Here is a 20632-nt window from a genome sequence, read left to right as displayed (position 1 = left end):
CTCATCGCTGTCGCCAGACAACTTCTCGTCATCCTCAACGCCATGATCCGTAAAAGGCAGCCTATCGCGCTCGAGTGACCATCACAGTTGCCCCCGCTTGCGGGAGGGTGCGTGAGGGTGGCAGGCGATCCGCTGTCGGAATATGCCGACTGCGACGACCTTCGTTCGTATAGCGCTTCTGCGTGTGCAGGATTCGCTTCCAGCACTCACCCTCCCCTAACCCCTCCCGCAGGCGGGAGGGGAACTGCGGGCGGCAACGTTATTCCCGCCCGACCCAGTGCAGGCTTGCCCCATGCTTGCGCAGCCAGTGCCGGTGCGGGGTCGGATCGGCGCCGTAGAGCTGCTCGACCAGCGCGTGGAAGTCGGGCCCGTGATTCATATGGACCCGGTGCGCGACTTCATGCGCCACCGTCGCCCGGCGGACCTCGCTCGGCGCGAGGATCAGCCGCCAGCTATAGCGGATCACCCCCGTCGAGGCGCAACTCCCCCAGCGACTCCGCGCGTCACCGATCGCCACCTTGGTAACCCGCACCCCGGCCAGCGCGGCATAGTGCGCGGTCTCTTCGCTCAGCACCCGCAGTGCCTCGGCGCGCAGCCAGCGTTCGACGCGGCGGCTCAGGCCTTCCTCGGTCCCGCCGCAGCGCAGCTGGTCGCCCTCGCGCCGCACCCGGCGCACCCCCGCGACCGGCCAGACGATCGTCAGCTCGCCATCGCCGAACGGAACGCGCGACCCCGGCACGAACGGGCGACCGCCCGGCAGCCGCTCGCGCTGCGCATCGATCCAGCCCTGCTGCTCGCCCACCCATTGCATCGCCTTGGCGAGGCTGGCGCGCGGGGGGATGGTCAGCCGCACCTTGCCGTCGCGGGGGTCGATCGCGAGCCGCATCCGCCGTGCGCGGGGATGGCGGATCACTTCGAGCCCCTCGATCAAAGGCGGCGGTCCGTCATGTGGTGTTCGAGGTCGCCGGCATCGTCCTCGGAGATCGTCCAGCCGCGGGTCGACTCGCCCGCCTGATGCACTGCCTCACGATCGCCCGAGACGAGATAGTGCCAGTCGGGCAGCTTCTCGCCGTTCGCACGCAGGCGATAGGCGCAGGTGGTGGGCAGCCATTCAATGTCGCGGACGTTGCGCGTCGTCAGCCGCACGCATTCGGGCACATAGGCGCGGCGGTGCTTATAGTCCTTGCAGAGGCCCATCCGGCGATCGAGCAGCTTGCAGGCGACGTTGGTCGCGAACAGCTCGCCGGTCTCCTCGTCCTCCAGCTTGTGCAGGCAGCACTTGCCGCAGCCGTCGCACAGGGATTCCCATTGCGCGCGGTCCAGGGCCTCCAGCGGCAGATCTTCCCAGAATTTGATGGTCAACGCACCCAATGCTCAAGCTCGGCGACGATCGCCTGGGGATCCTTTTCCAGCGGCAGGCTGGTGATCGGCTTGCCGTCCGGACCCATCAGATAGGCCACTTCCGTATGGCCCATCAGATAGCCCGACGGCGTCGGTTCCTTCATATAGGCGATCGCATAGGCCTTCGCCACCTGCGCGATCGCTTGCGGCGCGCCGGTGAGCCCCACCAGCCGCGGGTGGAAATTGGCGACATATTGCTTGAGCTGGGCGGGTGTGTCGCGCTCGGGATCGACGGTGATGAACAGCGGCACGATCTTCTGCGCGGTGCGCGGCGCCTGCTTGTCGAGCGTACGCAGCGCCGCGCCGATCTTGGTCAGATCGGTCGGGCAGACGTCCGGGCAATAGGTGTAGCCGAAATAGACGATGCGGTATTTGCCCGCGAAATCGGCATCGGTGACGGTCTTGCCATTCTGGTCGGTAAGAGTGAACGGCCCGCCGACCCGCGCGCCTGCGAGGGGCGGCGGCTCGGTGCCAGCCGTGCCGCAGGCCGCCAACGGCAACATTGCGGAAGCTATCAACGCGCGAAACATCCAGTTCATGGTATCCACCGCCAGTCTTTGCTAGGAACGCCCTTGCATCCGTCGCCAGTATCGAAGGTACCGATCCAGCAATGACGTTCCGTCTCGCCTCTGCCGCCGCCGCGGCGCTTCTCCTCCTGCCGCTTCCGGCGCTCGCCCAGGGCATGGGCCAGCCGCGCGAGAGCATCCAGTTCCTCGACGCGATCCGTAAGGCGGATGGGAACAAGGTCAACGAGTTCCTGCGCGACAAGGCGGCCTCGATGATCAACGTCAAGGACCCGTACGGCACTGGGGAGTCGGCGCTGCACATCGTCGTCAAGCGCCAGGACCCGACCTACCTCACCGTGCTGATCAACCAGCCCGGCATCAACGTGAACATCCAGGATCGCGACGGCAACACGCCGCTGATCTTCGCCGCCGGCCTCGGCTGGGCGCCGGGCGTCGACGCGCTGCTCGCCAAGAAGGCCAACGTCAACCTGGCGAACAATGGCGGCGTCACCCCGCTGATCCGCGCGGTACTGGCGCACGACGCCGAGGTCGCGAAGAAGCTGCTCGACGCCGGGGCGGACCCGGACCGCAGCGATTTCGGCGGCGGCCTGTCGGCGCGCGAATATGCGAAGCGCGAGACCCGCTATCCCTCGATCGCCAAGCTGCTCGCCGACGCGCCCAAGGTCGGCCGCCCCGCTGCGGCGGCAGGCCCCAAGCTCTAAGCCGCGCTCAGAACCCGTCGGCGACGTCGGGGTCGAGCATCCCCAGCAGCCTTCGTCCCGCCCGGCGGGCGAAGGCGAGCGTGGCCTTGCGGCGGGCAGGCGCCGCCAGCGGAACCGTCGCCGCCTCGCGCGCCACCGCAGCATCATAGCGATCGGCGACGATCAGCCCCGTGCGCTCGGGCAGGAAATGCGGCTGATCGAGCGGGCGCAGGTCGAATCCCTGCGGCACCGCCCAGAAGAAGCGGTCGCAATGCTCGAGATATTCGGGCCACTTCGCATCGCCGAGCAGATCGGCCCGCGACACCTTGATCTCGACGATGACGATGTTGCCGCGCGCATCCAGCGCCATCAGGTCCACGCGGCGCCCGCCTTCCAGCGGCACCTCGCCGATCGCCACGCAATCGTGGCGCAGCAGCATCCGGCACACGCCCCGCACCACGTCGACAGCGACCAGCGCTTCGGCTTCAGGGGTCAGGGCAGGGGGAAGGGGGGCGTGCGCGTTCATCGTCGGAACATAGAACATTCAGCGAACACAGAAAAGCCGCCGAATCGCTTCGGCGGCTTTTCAAGCGCGAACGGGAAGCTCCCGATCAGCGATAGAAGATGTGGTTCCCCACGGTCGCGACCGTGGCACGGCCCTGGGCGCCATTGACGTAGCGCGCGTGAAAATAGAGCGCGTCGCCGGCCGGGCTTTCCCACAGATTCTTGCGGGCGACCTGGGCGACGGCAAGCGCGCGGCGCCAGTGCGCATTCGACGGCGGCGTCGGCAGCTTGCCGCCGCGGACGAACGAGAACTGGCCCTTCTGGGTCACCACCGAGCAGACCGAACCGGGGAACCGGCCCGAGGTGCTGCGGTTCAGGATCACGTCGGCGACCGCCAGCTGGCCCGACAGCGGCTCGCTGCGGGCTTCGAAATAGACGCCGGTGGCAAGGCAGCGGAGTTCGCGATCCTCTTCAAGCGCGGCGACATCTTCCTGCGCGGCGACCGCGTCGGAAAGGGTGGCGTATTCCGGGGTGGCATCGTCCTCGGCATCGGTCCCCTGCTGCTCGACCGCGGCCTGGGGCGCGGGAACCTGCTGGGAAGCAAGGACGTTGGAAACCTGTGCCGGTGCGGGCTGCACCGTCGCCTGAGTCTTCGCTTCCTGGGGGAGCGGGCTCAGGTTGAGCGTGGCTGCATTCGCAAGTGCGCCAGCGCAAAAAGTCACAGCTGCGAAAGTCGCAGCCCGTGGCAGAAACTTCATTTCAAATCTGTATTGTGCGGTTGGCGTGCGATCGGCCGCTGCTCCGGAGGAGACTGGACCGTCGGACTTACCCCCCGACTGCGTAACCGATCGACTTCACACCCCGAACGGCACAACGCGAATTGACGTGGTGAACCCTTTCGCGGGCGAGGGCCGGACTGTCAACAAAGGTTCATCGTTTCAGCGGCGAACCGTTCGGCGCCTGCGATATCCAGTTCGACGACCCATAGATCGCGGTCCCGTTCCCGCCGCCGCCGCCAATAAGCGCTGGCCTCCGCCTCGTCGGCCAGTTCCCTGGGTCCCGCGGGGAGGAGCGTCGGCGTCCCATCGGGGCCGATGCCCCGCTCGACGAAGCGCGGGTTCGCGCCGCGCTCCAGCAGCAACAGCAGGATCGCACCCGAAGTCGCATCTCCCTTGGCCAGCACCATCGCCGATCCGCCCGCGGCATCGGCTCGCCGTACCAAGCCGCTCACCAGCACCGTGCTGGTCAGCCGCGGCGTCATGCGGTGCGATAGCCGGGCAGGGTGGCGAGCGAGATCCGCGAGCGCATGAAGGTGCCGGTACCGCGCGCCGCTTCCTCGCCATGCGCGTCGATCAGCCGTGCCTCGGCGACGAACACCCGGCGCTGGCCGCTCACCCAGCGACCCTCGGCGATCACCGGTCCCTCGGGCAGCGGCCTGGTCAGCAGCAGATTGAAGGCGGTGGTCAGCAGGAAGCGATCGGTGACCAGGCTGTTCGCCGCATAGAAGGCGGCATCGTCGAGCATCTTGAAATAGCTGGTGCCATGGGTCGCCCCGGCGGCGTGGAAGTAGCGCGAATCCACGTCGAAGCGAATCCGCGCGACTCCCGCCTCGGGAATCTCGAGCACCGAGGGAAAGAGCTGGTTGATGGGGGCCGCGGCGTAGAGCGATTCGAGCGCCCGGTAATGCGCCTCGGCACCCGTCGGTGCCGATTCAGGCGGCGTCACGCGCCTCGACTCCGGTGAGCAGCACGTAGAGCGCGTCCTTCGATCCCGCGCCGCGCAGCTTCTCGGCGAACGGCCGCTCGCGCAGCCGCCGCGAGACCGAGGCCAGCGCCTTGAGATGCTCGGCCCCGGCGTTGGTCGGCGAGAGCAGCATGAACACCAGGTCCACCGGCAGATCGTCGACCGCGCCGAAATCGAGCGGCTGCTCCAGCCGGGCGAATACGCCGCACACGCGCGGCAGGTCGTCGAGGCGGGCGTGCGGAATCGCGATGCCGCCGCCGAAGCCGGTCGAGCCCAGCCGCTCGCGCTCGGCCAGCCGCTCGGCAACCAGCTTGGCGTCGACCCCGTAGGTCGCCGCCGCACTGGCACCAAGCTGCTGGAACAGCGCCTTCTTGTTACCCGCCGTTACGCCGGCGAGCACCGCCTCCGGCACGAGCAAATCGCTCAGATCAGTCATGAAATCGTTCCAAAGAAGCGGTGCTGCCCGTGGGGCAGGCCGGCCTTACGCCGGTGCGCGGTTGGGCTCAACCCAGCCAATCGTCCCGTCGCCGCGGCGATAGACCATATTATAGGCGCCCGTGCCGCTGTTGCGGAACAACAATGCGTTGGTATTGCGCAAGTCGAGCATCATCACCGCGTCCGAAACCGTGGCCTCGGGCACATCGACGCGCGTTTCCGCGATCACCAGCGGCGCATCGGCGACTTCCTCTTCCTCACGCGCTTCCTGGAACAGGGTATAGCCGGCATTGTCGAAGCCGTTGTCATAGGCGCCGCCTTCGGCCAGCGCGATCACTTCGGTCGGGCGTCGATCCTTCAGGCGTCGGACATAGCGTCGCAGCTGCTTGTCGATCCGGTCCGCCGCGCCGTCGAAGGCGCCATGCGCTTCCATGCCGCTGTTGGTCGCCTTGAGCACCAGCCCCTGCGTCACGTGCATGACGATGTCGCAGGTGAAACCGTTGTCGTGCGGGCCCTTGCCGAAGGTGATCTGCGAGGAGATGGCGCGGGAGAAGTATTTGTCGGCGATACCCTGGACCCGATCCGTCACCTGCGTCTTGAGCGCTGCGCCCGTATCGACCTGATGCCCCGAGATCCGGATATCCATAATGTACCTCCACTTCGCAATTAGGGACGAGCGACCTAGGGCTGCGCCGGAACCGCGTCGATTGTGGGAACACCCCATAGCGGCTCGTCCAGGGACTTCAGAAACGCTGCGTGCCGTTCAAGTTCCACCGCACTCGCGGTGAACCGCCGCGCCGGTCGGATATGTACCCGAGTCGGCGCCTCTGCGACGGTCTCGGGCATCACCGGCACTTCTTCTGCCAGGCCCAGCGTGATCTGGCGCCCGCCGGTCAGCTCGACATAGACCTGCGCCAGCAGCTGCGCGTCGAGCAGCGCGCCGTGCAGCGTACGCGCGCTGAGATCGATGCCGTAGCGGCTGCACAGCGCATCGAGCGTGTGCTTGGCGCCGGGATGGCGGGTGCGGGCGAGCACCAGCGTGTCGACCATCCGGCTCAGGTTGACGATGGGACGGCTGCAGCGGCCCAGCTCGCCGTTGAGGAAGCTGAAGTCGAACCCGGCATTGTGCGCGACCATCGGCGCGTCGCCGATGAACGCCAGCAGATCCTCGACCACGTCCTCGAACACCGGCTTGTCGGAGAGAAATCGCTCGGACAGGCCGTGGACGTTGAACGCTTCCACCGGCATCGGCCGCTGCGGATTGATATAGGCGTGGAAGTGGTTGCCGGTGGCAACCCGGTTCACCAGCTCGACACAGCCGATTTCGACGAGGCGGTCTCCGCCTGAGAAGCTGAGTCCCGTCGTTTCGGTGTCAAACACGATTTCCCGCATGGAGCGCTTATCCACCCGCATGCGGCGCGAGGCAAGCGATGACCTTGCGTACGCAATCTTCCGTAACCTGCAGGCCTTCACCGGTCGGGATCACGAAATCGGCGTGGGCCCGCTTTTCCGCGTCGGGCATCTGGCGGGCGAGAATGGCGTCGAAGCGCGCCGCGGTCATGCCGGGGCGGGCGAGGACCCGCTCGCGCTGCACCTCGGGGGGCGCGGAGACGACGGCGATCTTGTCGACATGCCGCCAGCCACCTGCTTCGAACAGCAACGGTACGTCAAGAACGACCAGCGGTGACTCGGCATGCGCGGCGAGGAACGACTCGCGCGCTTCGGCGACGGCGGGGTGAAGAATCGCTTCGAGTCGGGCGAAGGCGGCGGGGTCCGCCATCACCGCTTCGCGCAACAGCGTGCGATTCACGCCGAGATCGGTGGTCGTGTCCGGAAACTCGGCCTCGATCGCCGCCACCGCCGCGCCGTTGGGCCCCTGGAGCTGGTGGACGGTCGCGTCGGCATCGAACACCGGCACGCCGTCGGCGGCGAACATCGCCGCGACGGTCGACTTGCCCATGCCGATCGAGCCGGTGAGGCCCAGCACGACCGGCCGCCTGCTCATGCGGTGAGCAGTGCGCGCAGTTCCTCGTCGCGGTCGCGCGGGGGCTCGGCGCCGAAGAAGAGCTCGAAGGCGAGCGCGGCCTGGCCGACCAGCATCTCGAGTCCGTCGACCGTGTCCAGATCGCGGTCGCGCGCCTGGGCGAGCAGCGGCGTCTCGAGCGGGGCGTAGACGATATCGTACACCACTGCATGCTCGGGCAGGGGCGCGAGATCGAGGTCGAGCGGCGGCTGACCGTCCATGCCGAGCGGGCTGGCGTTCACCAGCAGATCCGTAGCGGGCAGAGGCGCGCCGATCGGCAGCGCGTCGCCCTTCACCCCGAAGCTGGAGAGCAGGGCGGCGGCCTTGAGCACGTTACGGTTGAGGATCGTCACCCGGCCGATCCCCACCCGCGACAAGGCGAACAGCACGGCACGCGCCCCGCCTCCGGCGCCGATCACCACCGCATGGCGCCCTTCCAGCTCCAGCCCGGCGATGGGGGAGAAGAAGCCGCCGGCATCGGTGTTGGTGCCGATCAAGCCACCGTCCTCGCCGCGGATCACGGTGTTCATCGCGCCGATCGTGTTCCGCACGCCCCCGGGATCGCCGACCAGGTCCATCACCGCCAGCTTGTGCGGGATGGTGACGTTGCAGCCGCGCCAGTCGGCATCGTCCTTCGCGCGGGCGAAATAGCCGGCGAGATCGTCGCCCAGCACATGGTTGCGGCGATAGTCGCCCTCGATGCCCAGCGCATCGAGCCAGAACTTGTGGATGATCGGCGATTTCGAATGGGCGATCGGATCGCCGATCACCTCGGCATAGCGAGTCACTTGGGCATCATTCCCCGGGTGCGCAGATAGTCGAGAATCGGCAGCAGCGGCATGCCGAGGATGGTGAAATGGCTTCCCTCGGTGCGGTGGAACAGCTGCACGCCGGGGCCTTCGATGCGGAAGCAGCCGACACAGCCGGCAATGGCGGGCCATTCGAGGTCGAGATAGGATTCGATGAACGTCTCGCTCAACGGGCGGACGTGCAGCCGCGCGCGATCGACATGCCGCCACACCGGGCGGCCGCCCTCGGCAATCACCGCGGCGCTGTAGAGGTCGTGGGTCTTGCCCGACATGCGCTGGAGATGGTCGCGCGCCTGCTCCCGGCTCTCCGGCTTGTCGAGCAGGCTGCCATCGTCGAGCGCGACCAGCGAATCGCCCCCCAGTACCAGTGCCTGCGGCGCCATGCGCGAGACCTTAAGCGCCTTGAGCTCGGCGAGCGCATCGGCAAGGTCGCGGGGGGAAGTCCCCTCGGCGAGGAGCGATTCCTTCGCGCTCGCTTCGTCGACCAGCGCCGGCAGCGCCTCGTGCACCACGCCCGCGGCATCGAGCATCGCCCGGCGCGATGCGCTCTGGGAGGCAAGAACGAGAGTCGGCATTATCGGCGGTCCATTTCACGGTCGTTGCACAGCTGGATGATCGCAGCCGCGGTTTCCTCGATCGAGCGGCGGGTGACGTCGATCACGGGCCAGCCATTGTCGGCGAACATCCGCCTAGCAAAGGCGATCTCGCGCTGCACCGCTTCCTGATCGACATAGTCGGTCTCGGGCGCCTGGTTGAGCGAGAGCAGCCGGTTGCGGCGGATCTGCACCAGCCGGTCGGCGCTGGTGGTGAGCCCGACGATCAGCGGACGCTTGAGCTCGAACAACTTGGCCGGTGGGGGGGACTCCACCACGATCGGGATGTTCGACACCTTGTAGCCGCGATTGGCGAGATAGATCGAGGTCGGCGTCTTCGACGAGCGCGACACGCCGGCGAGCAGGATGTCGCTCTCTTCCCAATCCTCCCAGCCGATGCCGTCGTCATGCGCGATGGTGAACTGGATCGCGTCGACGCGGGCGAAATAAGCCGCGTCGAGCATGTGCTGGCGCCCCGGCCGCGCCTTGGCCTCCTGGCCGAGCAGGTTGGACAGCGCATGGCTCACCTGGTCGAGCGGCGCGATCGCCGGCAGTCCCAGCGCGCGGCAGCGCGTCTCGAGCATGCGGCGGATGTCGCGATTGACCAGCGTGTAGATCACCAGCCCGGGGTTCTGCGCGATCTCCTGCAGGATGCGCTCCAGATGCGCTTCGCTGCGCACCATCGGCCAGAAGTGGCGCAGCGGCTCGACATCGTCGAACTGCGCCAGCGCCGCCTTGGCGATGTTTTCCAGGGTCTCGCCGGTGGAGTCCGAGAGCAGGTGCAGGTGCAGCCGCATCAGGCTGGGGACCGATCTGTGCATAACATGGCGAACAAGCGGTAGCGTAACCGCGGCATCCGGCCAACCCGCCCGATTCCGCGATTCAGCTGGTGATTCGTCCACAGCCGCATCCCCAGCTTGTGCTTTTCATTCACAGGGTGTGAGTCTTGTGGACAGATTTCCCGAATCCGAGCGAATCCGTATGGCCGCAGGAGTCAAATTGTTGGCAACTGACTCACATCGCCATAAGCCCCGGCATTCACTGACCAACAGACTCCAACATCCTGAGAATCGAATCTTCTAGTAGTGGGATCCCGGCTCTGACTCTTCGCGCTTCCAAGCCGCTGCTCGCGACCCTGAGGGGCACCCGCCAGCCCGTTCCGCCCGTCTGGCTCATGCGCCAGGCCGGCCGATACCTGCCCGAATATCGTGCGCTCCGTGCCGAGAAGGGCGGGTTCCTCGCGCTCGCGATGGATTCCGACGCGGCGGCCGAGGTGACGCTGCAGCCGATCCGCCGCTTTGGCATGGACGGCGCCATCCTGTTTTCCGACATCCTGGTGGTGCCGATGGCGCTCGGCCAGCAGCTCTGGTTCGAGACCGGCGAGGGCCCCAGACTCGCCCCGACAGTGACCGCGCGGGATGTGCTCGACGGCTTCGATGCCGATTCCAGCGTCCTGGAGCCCATCTACGGCACGATTCGGCGGGTGAAGGCGTCCCTGGACCCCTCGACCACCTTCCTGGGCTTTGCGGGCTCTCCCTGGACCGTGGCGACGTACATGATCGCCGGGCAGGGCAGCCGCGAGCAGGCCGAGGCACGCCGCCTCGCCTATCGCGACGAGGGCCTGATGCAGGCGCTGGTCGATCGCATCGCCGACCAGACCATCGCCTATCTGCGCGCCCAGGCCGAAGCGGGCGTGGAGGCGGTGCAGCTGTTCGACAGCTGGTCGGGCAGTCTCAGCCCCGCCCAGTTCGAACGCTGGGTGATCGCCCCCAACGCCCGGATCGCGGCCGCCGTCCGGGATCTGGTGCCCGTGATTGGATTCCCAAAGGGGGCAGGGGGCAAGCTCGCCGCCTATGCCCGCGAAACCGCTGTCGATGCGATCGGACTCGACGAGACGGTGGACCCCGCCTGGGCGAACGCCGTGCTCCCGGAGGGGCTGCCGGTACAGGGCAATCTCGATCCGCTGGCGCTGATCACCGGCGGCGCGGCGCTGGACAGCGCGATCGACCGGATCCTCGCGGCCTTTCCGGAGCGGCCGCACGTGTTCAACCTGGGCCATGGCATCCTGCCCGACACGCCGATCGCGCATGTCGAGCAGCTGCTGGCCCGCGTGCGGGGGGCGGCTTCATGATCGGCTGGCTGGGCAGTGCCTATCTCTGGGTGAAGGCCTTCCACGTCATCTTCGTGGTGTTCTGGATGGCGGGACTGTTCCTGTTCCCGCGCTACCTGATCCATCACCAGGAGGCGCTGGGGACGCCAGAGGCTGCGGTCTGGGCGAAGCGCGAGGCGCTGTTGAAGCGGATGATCCTCACGCCTTCGATGGTCATCGTGTGGGTGCTGGGGCTGGCGCTTTCCGCCAATATCGGGCTGTTCGACGGGCAGGCGGGGATCGGCTGGCTCCACGCTAAGCTGCTGCTCGTCGTGCTGCTCAGCGGCTATCATGGCTGGGCGGTGGGCTATGCGCGGAAGCTGGGCCGCGGCGATGCGCCGATCGCGACGCGGACGCTGCGCTTCCTCAACGAAGTCCCAGCGCTGGCGCTGGTCTTCATCGTCATTCTCGCCGAGGTGAAGCCGTTCTGAGAATCACTGCGATTCGGTGAGGTAATCTGCGCCGAATCGCAGTTGACTTAGGGGAAGCCGCTACCTAATTTTGTAAGGTGTACCGAACCCCGGTGCATCCTTCCTCCAAGCATCGACTCCTGCGCGTACCTATCGCCGATCGACGCTCTCCCCCTTAGAATTTCCGGACCTTCCATGCATCTCAAGGACCTCAAGAAAACCGCCCCCGCCGAGCTGGTCACCATGGCCGAGGCACTGGGCGTCGAGAGCGCGTCGACGCTGCGCAAGCAGGACCTGCTCTTCGCCATCCTCAAGGCCCAGGCCGAGCAGGGCGACCAGATCATGGGCGAAGGCACGATCGAAGTGCTGCCCGACGGCTTCGGCTTCCTGCGCTCGCCCGAGGCGAACTATCTCGCCGGCCCCGACGACATCTATGTCAGCCCCAACCAGGTCCGGAAGTTCGGCCTGCGCACCGGCGACACGGTCGAAGGCGAGATCCGCGGCCCCAAGGACGGCGAACGCTATTTCGCGCTTACCAAGCTGGTGAAGGTCAATTTCGACGATCCGGATGCGGTGCGTCACCGCGTCAACTTCGACAACCTGACCCCGCTCTATCCCGAGCAGAAGCTGCGCCTCGACACCCTCGACCCCACGGTCAAGGACAAGTCGGCCCGCGTGATCGACATCGTCGCACCGCAGGGCAAGGGCCAGCGCGCGCTGATCGTCGCCCCGCCGCGCGTCGGTAAAACGGTGCTGCTGCAGAACATCGCCAAGGCGATTACCGACAACCATCCCGAAGTCTTCCTGATCGTGCTGCTCATCGACGAGCGCCCGGAAGAAGTCACCGACATGCAGCGTTCGGTGAAGGGCGAAGTGATCAGCTCGACCTTCGACGAGCCGGCGACGCGCCACGTGCAGGTCGCGGAGATGGTGATCGAAAAGGCCAAGCGCCTGGTCGAGCACAAGAAGGACGTGGTGATCCTGCTCGACTCGATCACCCGCCTTGGCCGCGCCTACAACACCGTGGTGCCGAGCTCGGGCAAGGTGCTGACCGGCGGTGTCGACGCCAACGCCCTGCAGCGCCCGAAGCGCTTCTTCGGCGCCGCGCGCAACATCGAGGAAGGCGGCTCGCTCTCGATCATCGCCACCGCGCTGATCGATACCGGCAGCCGCATGGACGAAGTGATCTTCGAAGAGTTCAAGGGCACCGGCAACTCGGAAATCGTCCTCGACCGCAAGGTGGCGGACAAGCGCATCTTCCCGGCGCTGGACGTCGGCAAGTCGGGCACCCGCAAGGAAGAGCTGCTGGTCGAAAAGGCCAAGCTCACCAAGATGTGGGTGCTGCGCCGCATCCTGATGCAGATGGGCACCATCGACGCGATGGAATTCCTGCTCGACAAGATGAAGGATTCGAAGACCAACGAAGACTTCTTCGACAGCATGAACCAGTAACGCGAGCCGTCGTTCTCGTGATTTCGGCAAGGCCGGGCCCGGGTGCCCGGCCTTTTTGCGTCTGGCGGCAGGGAACGTCTCGCGCCGGGCAAGCGTAGGCGTTGCGTGCGCCGATGGGGGCGCTAGGGTTTTGGCATGATCGATCTTCTTCTCAGCGCCGCGGCAGGCGGCATCGGCTCGCCGCTCGACATCTGGCAGCACATCGTCGCCGATTTCTCCAATCTCGGCGATCCCGCGGCGCTTGCCGCGTTCGGCTCGGTGCTGATGATCGACCTGGTGCTGGCGGGCGACAATGCGATCGTCGTCGGAGCGCTGGCGGCCGGCTTGCCGGCGGACCAGCGCAAGAAGGTGATCCTGATCGGCATCGGCGCGGCGCTGATCCTGCGGATTGCCTTCGCGCTGATCGTCAGCTGGCTGATGGGGATCGTCGGGCTGATCTTCGCGGGCGGGCTGCTGCTGCTCTGGGTCAGCTGGAAATTCTGGCGCGAGATCCGCCACGGCGGCGAGAGCGCCGGATCGGAGGAGATCGAGGGCGACGAGCGCTCGGGCGTGCGCGCTGCGCGGAGTTTTGCGGGCGCTGCCTGGGCGGTTGCCGTCGCCGACGTCTCGATGAGCCTCGACAATGTGCTGGCGGTCGCCGGCGCGGCGCGCGAGCACCCGGGGATCCTGGTGGTCGGTCTGCTGCTGTCGGTCGCGCTGATGGGGCTGGCGGCGAACCTGATCGCCAAGCTGATCGATCGCCACCGCTGGATCGCCTATTTCGGCCTGGCGGTGATCGTGTTCGTCGCGTTCAAGATGATCTACGAAGGTTGGGTGGGTACGCCTGGCACCGCAGGCATCACCAGTCTGTTCTGAGCCCCAGACCCCTCCCTGCGCGGCAGGGAGGGGAGGGCGGAGCCTCAGCCCAGGTTCGCGGCGAAGAAGTCTGCGGTGCGCTTGTCAGCCAGCTGTGCGGCCTCTTCCGAGCGCCGCTTGCCGAGTTCGGCCGCGAAGCCATGGTCCTCGCCCGGATAGTCGAACAGCGTGACCTTGGGGTGGTCGTCCAGCCCCTCGTGCATCTTGGCCTGCACTTCGGGCGAAACGAAGTGATCAGCCACCGGAATGTGGAGCATCAGCGGCTTGGCGATCGCATGCTTCTCACCGAGCAGCCCGTCGATGCCCACCGCATAATAGCCGACGCTCGCATCGATGTCGGTCCGCGCCGCGGTCATGTAGGCGAGGCGGCCGCCCAGGCAGAAGCCCACTGCGCCCACCTTGCCGCCGCCCAGCTCGGCGCGCGCCACCTGGATGGTCGACTCGATGTCGGCAATGCCCTTGTCCTGGTCGAACTTGCCGAACAGGTCGAAGGCCTGCTGCATCTCCTCGGGCACGTCGGCGTCGAGCTCGATGCCCGGCTTCAGGCGCCAGAACAGGTCGGGCGCGATCGCGAGATAGCCGTCTTGCGCGAAGTCCTCGCATTTCTGGCGGATGCCTTCGTTCACGCCGAAGATTTCCTGGATCACGATGATCGCGGCGCGCGGGGTGCCTTCGGGGCGCGCGACATAGGCGGAGAAGCTGCCGGTCTCGTCCAGGGCGTCGATCGTCAGGGTGCTCATAGCAGATAGTCTCCGGTTAAGCGCCGCTCATGATCGAGCAGCCAGGATTTTGTGGTCGGCCCTTGCCCGGCCGAATAGGCGCCGAGCCCGCCGCCCCGGTTCAACACGCGGTGGCAGGGCACGACGAGCGGAAACGGGTTTCGTGCGCATAGCTGACCGATCGCACGGGCGCTTGAACCCAATGCGCGTGAAAGGTCGCCATAGCTGATGGTCCGGCCGAACGGCACCGCGATCAGGCCATCGCGCAGGCTTGCACCGCGCGGTGTCGATGGAGGGGCTAACGCAACGTCGAAATCGCGCCGTTCGCCGGCGAACCATTGTTCGAGCTGGTCCGCCGCCGCGCGAACCGCAGTGGCACTGCCGTGAGCAACCGGACCTTCCGCGCCGATGGTGATGCGCTCCAGATACCCCTCCTTGCCTTCGATCCGGATCGGGCCGATGGGCGTTGCGATCAGGGCATGGTCGCGCGCATACATGGGCATGGCCTAGCAGGCGGCCGGGGATGCGCTCAAGCGCGGAAGGGATCACATGAAGATCAACGTCGAAGTCGAGTGCACGCCGGAAGAAGCGCGCCGCGCTATGGGACTGCCCGACCTCACGCCCGTCCATGATCGCTATGTGAAGCTGATGGTGCAGGCGATCGAGAACCACGGCACGCCCGAAGGCTTCGAGCAGATGATGCGCAGCTGGGCGCCGATGGGCGAGGCGGGGATGAACTTCTGGCGCGGCATGTTCGATGCCGCGACCAAGAAGCCCGGGAGCTGACGACCACCCGCATGGACACGATCTTCGCGGTTTCGAGTGGGGCGCCGCCCGCGGCGATCGCGGTGCTGCGCATCAGCGGCGATGCTGCGTTCGCTGCAGTGCAGCAGTTGGCGGGCGATGTTCCTGCACCAAGGCGTGCTGCGCTGCGGACGTTGCGCGATGCGGCGGGCGAGCCGCTCGACCAGGCGCTGGTGCTGTGCTTCCCCGGGCCGCGCTCGGCGACCGGCGAGGATCTCGCCGAGCTGCACCTGCATGGCGGCCGCGCGGTGGTGCGGGCAGTTGAGGCGGCGTTGGCGCAACTTCCCGAACTTCGCGCAGCGGAGGCAGGGGAGTTCACCCGGCGGGCACTGCTCCACGGCCGGCTGGACCTGAGCGAGGCCGAGGGGCTGGGCGACCTGCTGATGGCGGAAACGGAGGCGCAGCGGCGCGCGGCGATCCGCAGTGCGGGCGGGGCGGTGCGGCGCCATGCCCAGGATTGGACGAACCGATTGTTGGGCCTTGCCGCGCGCATCGAAGCCGAACTCGATCATGGCGACGAGGATGACGTCGCCGGTGCCGACCCGCTGCCGGCCCTGCGATCGGGGGCGGCGGCGCTGGGTAGCGACATCGCGGCCATCGCCGCACGGCCCCCGGTGGAGCGGCTGCGCGACGGCTTGCGCGTGGCCTTGGGCGGTCCGCCGAATGCCGGCAAGTCGACCCTGTTCAACGCCCTTGCCGAGCGCGATGCCGCGATCGTCTCGCCGATCGCGGGCACCACGCGCGATCGCATCGAAGTGCCCGTGGTCCGTGAAGGCATTGCCTGGCTGCTGATCGACACCGCGGGGCTGGCGGAGAACACCAAGGACCCCATCGAAGCGATCGGCGTGGCGCGCGCCCGCGATGCGCTTTCCGAAGCCGATCTGCTGCTGTGGCTGGGCGACGATCCGCCACCGCCGCACGCCTGCGCCCTGTGGGTGCATGCCCGCGCCGATGCCGAAGGCCGCGCGTCCGCGCAGCCCGGTCAGCTGGTCGTGTCGGTGCGTGAGGGTAGGGGCGTCGACGCGCTCTGGCAGCGCATGGCGGAGCTCGCATCCGATCTGCTACCCCCGCCCGATCTTGTAACGCTCAATGCCCGCCAGCGCGGCTGGTGCATCGCCGCGGCTGACGCATTGGCGCGCGCGTCGCTGCTCGACGACCCGCTGCTCTTCGCCGAGGAGCTGCGGGCGGCCCGCCGCGCGATCGATGCGATCACGGGTCGGGCCGGGGTCGAGGACGTGCTCGATGCCCTGTTCGGGAAATTCTGCATCGGTAAATAAAGTGTTCCACGTGGAACACGGACGGGGCGTTCCGCCGCACCCCTCTGGACAAGCGCGCCGCGAAGGCGTTTAGCGATGCCATGCAATTCGACGTGATCGTGATCGGCGGCGGCCATGCCGGTACCGAGGCAGCGGCTGCGGCCGCGCGCCGCGGTGCCCGCACCGCGCTGCTCAGCTTCGATCTGGAAAAGCTCGGCGCGATGTCGTGCAACCCCGCAATCGGCGGGCTCGGCAAGGGCCATCTGGTCCGCGAGATCGACGCGCTCGACGGGCTGATGGCGCGCGCGGCCGACGCCGCCGGCATCCACTATCGCATGCTCAACCGCTCCAAGGGCACCGCGGTGCAGGGCCCGCGGGTGCAGGCGGACCGCACGCGCTACGCCGCCGCCGTCCAGGCAATGCTGCGGGCACAGGAGAAGCTGACGCTCGTCGAAGGCGAGGCGGAAGCGCTGATCCTGGAGGGCGGCCGGGTCGCCGGCGTGCAGCTCCGTGACGGCACCAGCCTGATCGCGCCCGCCGTGGTGCTCGCCACCGGCACCTTCCTTGGCGGGCGACTGTTCCGCGGCGAGGAGCGGTTCGAAGGCGGGCGGGTAGGGGAGGCATCCGCGCTCCGCCTCGCTGCGCAGCTGCGTGAGCTGGCGCTGCCGATGGGCCGCCTCAAGACCGGGACCCCGCCACGGCTCGACGGCCGCACGATCGACTGGGCGCGCACCGAGGAGCAGGCCTCGGACGCCGAGCCCTGGACGATGTCGCCGATGAACGCGACGCGGCTGCTGCCCCAGCTCCACTGCGCCGTCACGCGCACGACGCAGGCGACGCATGACGCGATCCGCGGCGGGCTCGATCGCTCGCCGTTGTTCACCGGCGCGATCGAGGCGCAGGGCCCGCGCTACTGCCCGTCGATCGAGGACAAGGTGCATCGCTTCGGCGATCGCGACGGGCACCAGGTGTTCCTCGAGCCCGAGGCGCTCGATCATCACTGGATCTACCCCAACGGGCTTTCCACGTCGCTGCCCGTCGATGTGCAGGCGGCAATGATCGCCTCCATTCCGGGGCTGGAGCACGCCGTCATCACCGTGCCCGGCTATGCGGTGGAGTATGACTATATCGATCCGCGCGCGCTGGAATCGACCTTGGCGCTGCCGCAGATCCCCGGGCTTTTCTTCGCCGGTCAGATCAACGGCACGACGGGTTATGAGGAAGCAGGCGGGCAGGGGCTCGCCGCCGGTGCCAATGCGGCGGCACTGGCGCTGGGTATCGCGCCGTTGGTGCTCGATCGCGCCACCTCCTATCTGGGCGTGATGATCGACGACTTGGTGCTGCAGGGCGTGACCGAGCCCTATCGCATGCTCACCGCGCGTGCCGAGTTCCGGCTGCGCCTGCGCGCGGACAATGCCGAGACGCGGCTGGGTCCGATCGGCGAGGCGCTGGGACTGCTCGGCTTGGAACGCCAGGCGCGGCTCGACCGTAGCCGGGAAGGCAGGGGGCAGCTCGACGCAATCTTCGCGGTCGAGCGCACCGCGCACCAGCTTGCCACCCGCGGCGCGCCCGTGGCGCAGGACGGCGCCAAGCGGCCGGCGCGGGAGTGGCTGCGCTTCCCCGGTGTCGCGCTTGAGCATGTCCTGGATGAAGCGCCGGAGACGGACGTAGCGCTCCTGGCGGAGTATGTAGAGGATGCGCGCTACGCGCCCTATCTCGAACGGCAGGATGCCGAAGTCGCCCAGCTGCGCGCCAACGATGCCGTGCGGCTGCGGGTTGACATGGACTATGCCGCCATCCCCGGCTTGTCGAACGAGATGGTCGAGCGCCTGACCGTCGCTGGGCCGGAGACTCTGGGCGCAGCAGCGCGCATCCGCGGCATTACCCCCGCCGCGCTCTCCGCCATATTGTTGCACGCGCGAAAGGCCGTGGCATGAACGAAGACGAAGCCAGAAGCTGGATGCGAGACCGCTTCGGTGTTTCACGTGAAACACTCGTCGCCAGATTCGGTGACATCATCGTCGCCGAGGCGGCGCATCAGAACCTGATCGCCCGCTCGACTCTGGACAGCCTTTGGGGCCGCCATCTCACCGACTCCGCCCAGCTGGTTCCGCTGGCGGAAACGGCTGGGGAGGGGGCATGGCTCGATGTCGGCAGCGGCGCGGGGCTGCCAGGCATCGTGGTGGGGCTGCTCACCGATCGGCCGGTGGTTCTGGTCGAGCCGCGGACCAAGCGCGTCCAGTTCCTGCGCGATGCGGCAGACCAGCTGGGCATCGGCGATCGGGTGACGGTGATCGGCAGCAAGGTGGAATCCTATCGTCCAGACTCGCCCGTGGCGGTGGTGTCCGCTCGCGCCGTCGCCGAGCTGTCCGCACTGATGTTATCCACAGTCCACTGCACAGATTCGTCCACAGTCTGGTTGCTGCCAAAGGGGCGGAGTGCGCAATCGGAGGTGGATGCCGCGCGCGCGAAATGGCAAGGTCAGTTTCACGTGGAACCCAGCATCACGCAGCCGGACTCGGGCATCGTGGTCGCAACACAGATAGGCGCCAGATGATCACCATCACGATCGCCAATCAGAAGGGCGGGGTGGGCAAGACCACGACCGCCATCAATGTCGGCACTGCCCTTGCTGCCACCGGCAAGCGGGTGCTGCTGATCGATTTCGATCCGCAGGGCAATGCGTCGACCGGGCTCGGCATCGGACGCGGGGATCGCGAGCATTCTAGCTACGACCTGCTTGTCTCCGATGCCGATCTGGAAGAAGTGGCAGTACCCACCAACGTGCCGGGTCTCGACGTGGTGCCGGCAACGCAGGACCTGTCGGGTGCCGAGATCGAGCTGATCGAATTCGATGCGCGCACCCACCGCCTCGACGCCGCGATCAAGCGCCACCAGGCCGAGCGCTGGGATGTGATCCTGGTCGATTGCCCACCATCGCTGGGGCTGCTGACGGTCAATGCGATGGTTGCTGCGCACGCGCTGCTGGTGCCGCTGCAGTGCGAGTTCTTCGCGCTGGAGGGGCTTAGCCAGCTGCTCAACACCGTCGAGCGGATCCGCACCCGATTCAACCCGGGGCTGTCGATCCTCGGCGTCGCGCTGACCATGTATGATCGCCGCAACCGGCTGACCGACCAGGTTTCGGACGATGTCCGCGCGGTGCTGGGCCGGGTGGTGTTCGATACCGTCATCCCGCGCAACGTCCGCCTGTCCGAAGCGCCGAGCCATGGCGTGCCTGCGCTGATCTACGATCATCGCTGCGCCGGCTCCGAAGCCTATATCGCGCTCGCCCGCGAAGTGATCGACCGCCTTCCCAAATTGCAGAAAGCCGCATGACCGATTCCCCTGCCGCCGCCCGCAAGCCCCGCCCCGGTCTCGGCCGCGGGCTTTCCGCGTTGCTGGGCGACAGCCTCCCCGAAGAGCCGATCAAGGGCAATCCGACCAGCGCCTCGGGCGTGCGGATGCTGCCGATCAGCTCGCTGGTCGCCGATCCCAACCAGCCGCGCCGTCATTTCGACGAGGAGGCGCTGGACACGCTGGCGGAGTCGATCCGCACCCGCGGGCTGATCCAGCCGATCTTCGTGCGGCCGCACGGCCAGAGCTTCCAGATCGTCGCTGGCGAGCGCCGCTGGCGCGCGGCGCAGCGGGCGCGGCTCCATGAGGTGCCGGTGATTGTCCGCGAGCTGAACGATGCCGAGACGCTCGAAATCGCGCTGATCGAGAACATTCAGCGCCAGGACCTCAACGCGATCGAAGAAGCCGAGGGCTATGCCCGGCTGATCCGCGAGTTCGGCCATACCCAGGAGGCGCTGGGCAAGATCGTCCACAAGTCGCGCAGCCATATCGCCAACCTGCTGCGCCTGCTCGATCTGCCGGTGCCGGTGCGCGAGATGGTGGTCGATCGCTCGCTGGAGATGGGGCATGCCCGCGCGCTGATTGGTTCGCCCGATCCCGAGAAGCTGGCGCGCGAAGTCGTCGCCAAGGGGCTGTCGGTGCGCGATACCGAGAAGCTGGCGCGCACCGCCAAGCCCGCCCCTAAGCGCAAGGCGAGCGAGAGCCGCAGCGAAGGCGATCCCGATATCGTTGCGCTGGAGCGGCATCTGGGCGATGTGCTCGGCCTCAACGTCCGCATTGCACATGGCGAGAAGGGCGGTACGCTGTCGGTCAGCTATTCGACGCTCGACCAGCTCGACATGGTCTGCCAGCGGCTTAGCGGCGAACGTATCTGAGAAGGGTTCCGCTGCCCTTTGTGGCAGGGTTGACCTTGGTGGG

At 67.3% G+C, this 20632-nt stretch carries 27 protein-coding genes; 11 read left to right on the top strand and 16 right to left on the bottom strand.

Annotated elements, in window-relative coordinates:
• Window positions 1-259 precede the first annotated feature (259 nt).
• Genes ABIC65_RS20400 through ABIC65_RS20390 form a run of 3 tightly spaced genes read right to left on the bottom strand, consistent with a single transcriptional unit; the run spans window position 260 to window position 1940 of the window.
• Window positions 260-931, bottom strand: a complete 672-nt coding sequence (locus ABIC65_RS20400) for a M48 family metallopeptidase (RefSeq protein WP_354311188.1) — start codon at window positions 929-931, stop codon at window positions 260-262.
• Window positions 928-1371, bottom strand: coding sequence for a YcgN family cysteine cluster protein (locus ABIC65_RS20395; protein WP_354311187.1), 444 nt, complete (start codon window positions 1369-1371; stop codon window positions 928-930). The genes ABIC65_RS20400 and ABIC65_RS20395 overlap by 4 nt, the downstream gene beginning before the upstream one ends.
• Entirely contained in the window at window positions 1359-1940 is a 582-nt protein-coding gene (locus ABIC65_RS20390; protein WP_354311185.1) for an SCO family protein, read from the bottom strand. Before ABIC65_RS20390 ends, ABIC65_RS20395 begins: the two co-directional genes overlap by 13 nt.
• Window positions 1941-2011: 71 nt before the next feature.
• Between ABIC65_RS20390 and ABIC65_RS20385 the strand changes: the two genes are divergently transcribed.
• A complete protein-coding gene (locus ABIC65_RS20385; RefSeq protein ID WP_354311184.1) occupies window positions 2012-2629 on the top strand; it encodes an ankyrin repeat domain-containing protein in 618 nt (205 codons plus the stop codon).
• 7 nt (window positions 2630-2636) lie between these two features.
• Here the strand turns inward: ABIC65_RS20385 and ABIC65_RS20380 are convergent, their stop codons facing one another.
• The 11 genes from ABIC65_RS20380 to ABIC65_RS20330 form a co-directional block, all read right to left on the bottom strand.
• The gene (locus ABIC65_RS20380; protein WP_354311183.1) at window positions 2637-3134 is read right to left on the bottom strand and encodes an MmcB family DNA repair protein; all 498 of its coding nucleotides are present in this window, start codon (window positions 3132-3134) and stop codon (window positions 2637-2639) included.
• 85 nt (window positions 3135-3219) lie between these two features.
• The gene (locus tag ABIC65_RS20375; protein WP_354311182.1) at window positions 3220-3834 is read right to left on the bottom strand and encodes a cell wall hydrolase; all 615 of its coding nucleotides are present in this window, start codon (window positions 3832-3834) and stop codon (window positions 3220-3222) included.
• 197 nt (window positions 3835-4031) lie between these two features.
• The gene (locus ABIC65_RS20370; RefSeq protein WP_354311181.1) at window positions 4032-4373 is read right to left on the bottom strand and encodes a DUF1491 family protein; all 342 of its coding nucleotides are present in this window, start codon (window positions 4371-4373) and stop codon (window positions 4032-4034) included.
• Entirely contained in the window at window positions 4370-4837 is a 468-nt protein-coding gene (locus ABIC65_RS20365) for a PaaI family thioesterase (RefSeq protein WP_354311180.1), read from the bottom strand. The genes ABIC65_RS20370 and ABIC65_RS20365 overlap by 4 nt, the downstream gene beginning before the upstream one ends.
• Window positions 4824-5291 (bottom strand): PTS sugar transporter subunit IIA, encoded by a 468-nt coding sequence (locus ABIC65_RS20360; protein ID WP_354311179.1) that lies wholly within the window; start codon window positions 5289-5291, stop codon window positions 4824-4826. The genes ABIC65_RS20365 and ABIC65_RS20360 overlap by 14 nt, the downstream gene beginning before the upstream one ends.
• A gap of 45 nt (window positions 5292-5336) precedes the next feature.
• Window positions 5337-5936: a ribosome hibernation-promoting factor, HPF/YfiA family gene (gene hpf, locus ABIC65_RS20355; RefSeq protein ID WP_093296271.1), complete on the bottom strand. Its 600-nt coding sequence runs from the start codon at window positions 5934-5936 to the stop codon at window positions 5337-5339.
• 35 nt (window positions 5937-5971) lie between these two features.
• Window positions 5972-6682 (bottom strand): DNA polymerase III subunit epsilon, encoded by a 711-nt coding sequence (gene dnaQ, locus ABIC65_RS20350; protein ID WP_354311177.1) that lies wholly within the window; start codon window positions 6680-6682, stop codon window positions 5972-5974.
• A 7-nt stretch (window positions 6683-6689) separates the two neighbouring features.
• Window positions 6690-7295, bottom strand: a complete 606-nt coding sequence (coaE, locus tag ABIC65_RS20345) for a dephospho-CoA kinase (protein ID WP_354311175.1) — start codon at window positions 7293-7295, stop codon at window positions 6690-6692.
• On the bottom strand, window positions 7292-8101 hold the full coding sequence (gene aroE / locus ABIC65_RS20340; RefSeq protein ID WP_354311173.1) for a shikimate dehydrogenase: 810 nt from the start codon (window positions 8099-8101) through the stop codon (window positions 7292-7294). The genes coaE and aroE overlap by 4 nt, the downstream gene beginning before the upstream one ends.
• Window positions 8098-8697, bottom strand: coding sequence for a Maf family protein (locus ABIC65_RS20335; protein ID WP_354311171.1), 600 nt, complete (start codon window positions 8695-8697; stop codon window positions 8098-8100). Before ABIC65_RS20335 ends, aroE begins: the two co-directional genes overlap by 4 nt.
• Window positions 8697-9512, bottom strand: a complete 816-nt coding sequence (locus ABIC65_RS20330) for a pyruvate, water dikinase regulatory protein (protein ID WP_354311200.1) — start codon at window positions 9510-9512, stop codon at window positions 8697-8699. The genes ABIC65_RS20335 and ABIC65_RS20330 overlap by 1 nt, the downstream gene beginning before the upstream one ends.
• 377 nt (window positions 9513-9889) lie before the next feature.
• Here ABIC65_RS20330 and hemE point away from each other — a divergent pair, with 377 nt between their 5' ends.
• From hemE to ABIC65_RS20310, 4 genes are all read left to right on the top strand, one after another.
• Window positions 9890-10846 (top strand): uroporphyrinogen decarboxylase, encoded by a 957-nt coding sequence (hemE, locus tag ABIC65_RS20325; protein ID WP_436286755.1) that lies wholly within the window; start codon window positions 9890-9892, stop codon window positions 10844-10846.
• Window positions 10843-11295 (top strand): CopD family protein, encoded by a 453-nt coding sequence (locus ABIC65_RS20320; protein ID WP_354311170.1) that lies wholly within the window; start codon window positions 10843-10845, stop codon window positions 11293-11295. The genes hemE and ABIC65_RS20320 overlap by 4 nt, the downstream gene beginning before the upstream one ends.
• Window positions 11296-11469: 174 nt before the next feature.
• A complete protein-coding gene (gene rho, locus ABIC65_RS20315; protein ID WP_064313625.1) occupies window positions 11470-12726 on the top strand; it encodes a transcription termination factor Rho in 1257 nt (418 codons plus the stop codon).
• A gap of 135 nt (window positions 12727-12861) precedes the next feature.
• Complete coding sequence (locus ABIC65_RS20310) at window positions 12862-13581, top strand: TerC family protein (RefSeq protein ID WP_354311169.1); 720 nt, start codon at window positions 12862-12864, stop codon at window positions 13579-13581.
• Between the two features lie 44 nt (window positions 13582-13625).
• Here the strand turns inward: ABIC65_RS20310 and ABIC65_RS20305 are convergent, their stop codons facing one another.
• Together ABIC65_RS20305 and ABIC65_RS20300 are read right to left on the bottom strand one after the other, a co-directional pair.
• On the bottom strand, window positions 13626-14321 hold the full coding sequence (locus ABIC65_RS20305; protein ID WP_354311168.1) for a dienelactone hydrolase family protein: 696 nt from the start codon (window positions 14319-14321) through the stop codon (window positions 13626-13628).
• Window positions 14318-14797, bottom strand: coding sequence for a methylated-DNA--[protein]-cysteine S-methyltransferase (locus ABIC65_RS20300; RefSeq protein ID WP_354311167.1), 480 nt, complete (start codon window positions 14795-14797; stop codon window positions 14318-14320). Before ABIC65_RS20300 ends, ABIC65_RS20305 begins: the two co-directional genes overlap by 4 nt.
• Before the next feature lie 52 nt (window positions 14798-14849).
• On the opposite strand from ABIC65_RS20300, the gene ABIC65_RS20295 reads away from it, so the two are divergent.
• The 6 genes from ABIC65_RS20295 (at window position 14850) to ABIC65_RS20270 (ending at window position 20589) form a co-directional block, all read left to right on the top strand.
• Window positions 14850-15086 carry a DUF6489 family protein gene (locus ABIC65_RS20295; protein ID WP_121072777.1) on the top strand — a complete coding sequence of 79 codons (237 nt, stop codon included), beginning with the start codon at window positions 14850-14852 and terminating at the stop codon, window positions 15084-15086.
• Window positions 15087-15097: 11 nt separating this feature from the next.
• Window positions 15098-16381, top strand: a complete 1284-nt coding sequence (gene mnmE / locus ABIC65_RS20290) for a tRNA uridine-5-carboxymethylaminomethyl(34) synthesis GTPase MnmE (protein ID WP_354311165.1) — start codon at window positions 15098-15100, stop codon at window positions 16379-16381.
• Between the two features lie 80 nt (window positions 16382-16461).
• Window positions 16462-18297, top strand: a complete 1836-nt coding sequence (gene mnmG / locus ABIC65_RS20285; protein WP_354311164.1) for a tRNA uridine-5-carboxymethylaminomethyl(34) synthesis enzyme MnmG — start codon at window positions 16462-16464, stop codon at window positions 18295-18297.
• On the top strand, window positions 18294-18917 hold the full coding sequence (rsmG, locus tag ABIC65_RS20280; RefSeq protein WP_354311162.1) for a 16S rRNA (guanine(527)-N(7))-methyltransferase RsmG: 624 nt from the start codon (window positions 18294-18296) through the stop codon (window positions 18915-18917). Before mnmG ends, rsmG begins: the two co-directional genes overlap by 4 nt.
• Entirely contained in the window at window positions 18914-19696 is a 783-nt protein-coding gene (locus tag ABIC65_RS20275; protein ID WP_354311161.1) for a ParA family protein, read from the top strand. The genes rsmG and ABIC65_RS20275 overlap by 4 nt, the downstream gene beginning before the upstream one ends.
• A complete protein-coding gene (locus ABIC65_RS20270) occupies window positions 19693-20589 on the top strand; it encodes a ParB/RepB/Spo0J family partition protein (RefSeq protein WP_354311160.1) in 897 nt (298 codons plus the stop codon). Before ABIC65_RS20275 ends, ABIC65_RS20270 begins: the two co-directional genes overlap by 4 nt.
• The last annotated feature ends 43 nt before the right edge of the window (window positions 20590-20632 follow it).

Origin of the sequence: Sphingomonas trueperi, from assembly GCF_040545665.1 — a bacterium.
Lineage (GTDB): Bacteria > Pseudomonadota > Alphaproteobacteria > Sphingomonadales > Sphingomonadaceae > Sphingomonas > Sphingomonas trueperi_B.
Note: the sequence above shows the minus strand (reverse complement) of the source record. Positions and strands in the feature narration are given on the sequence as shown.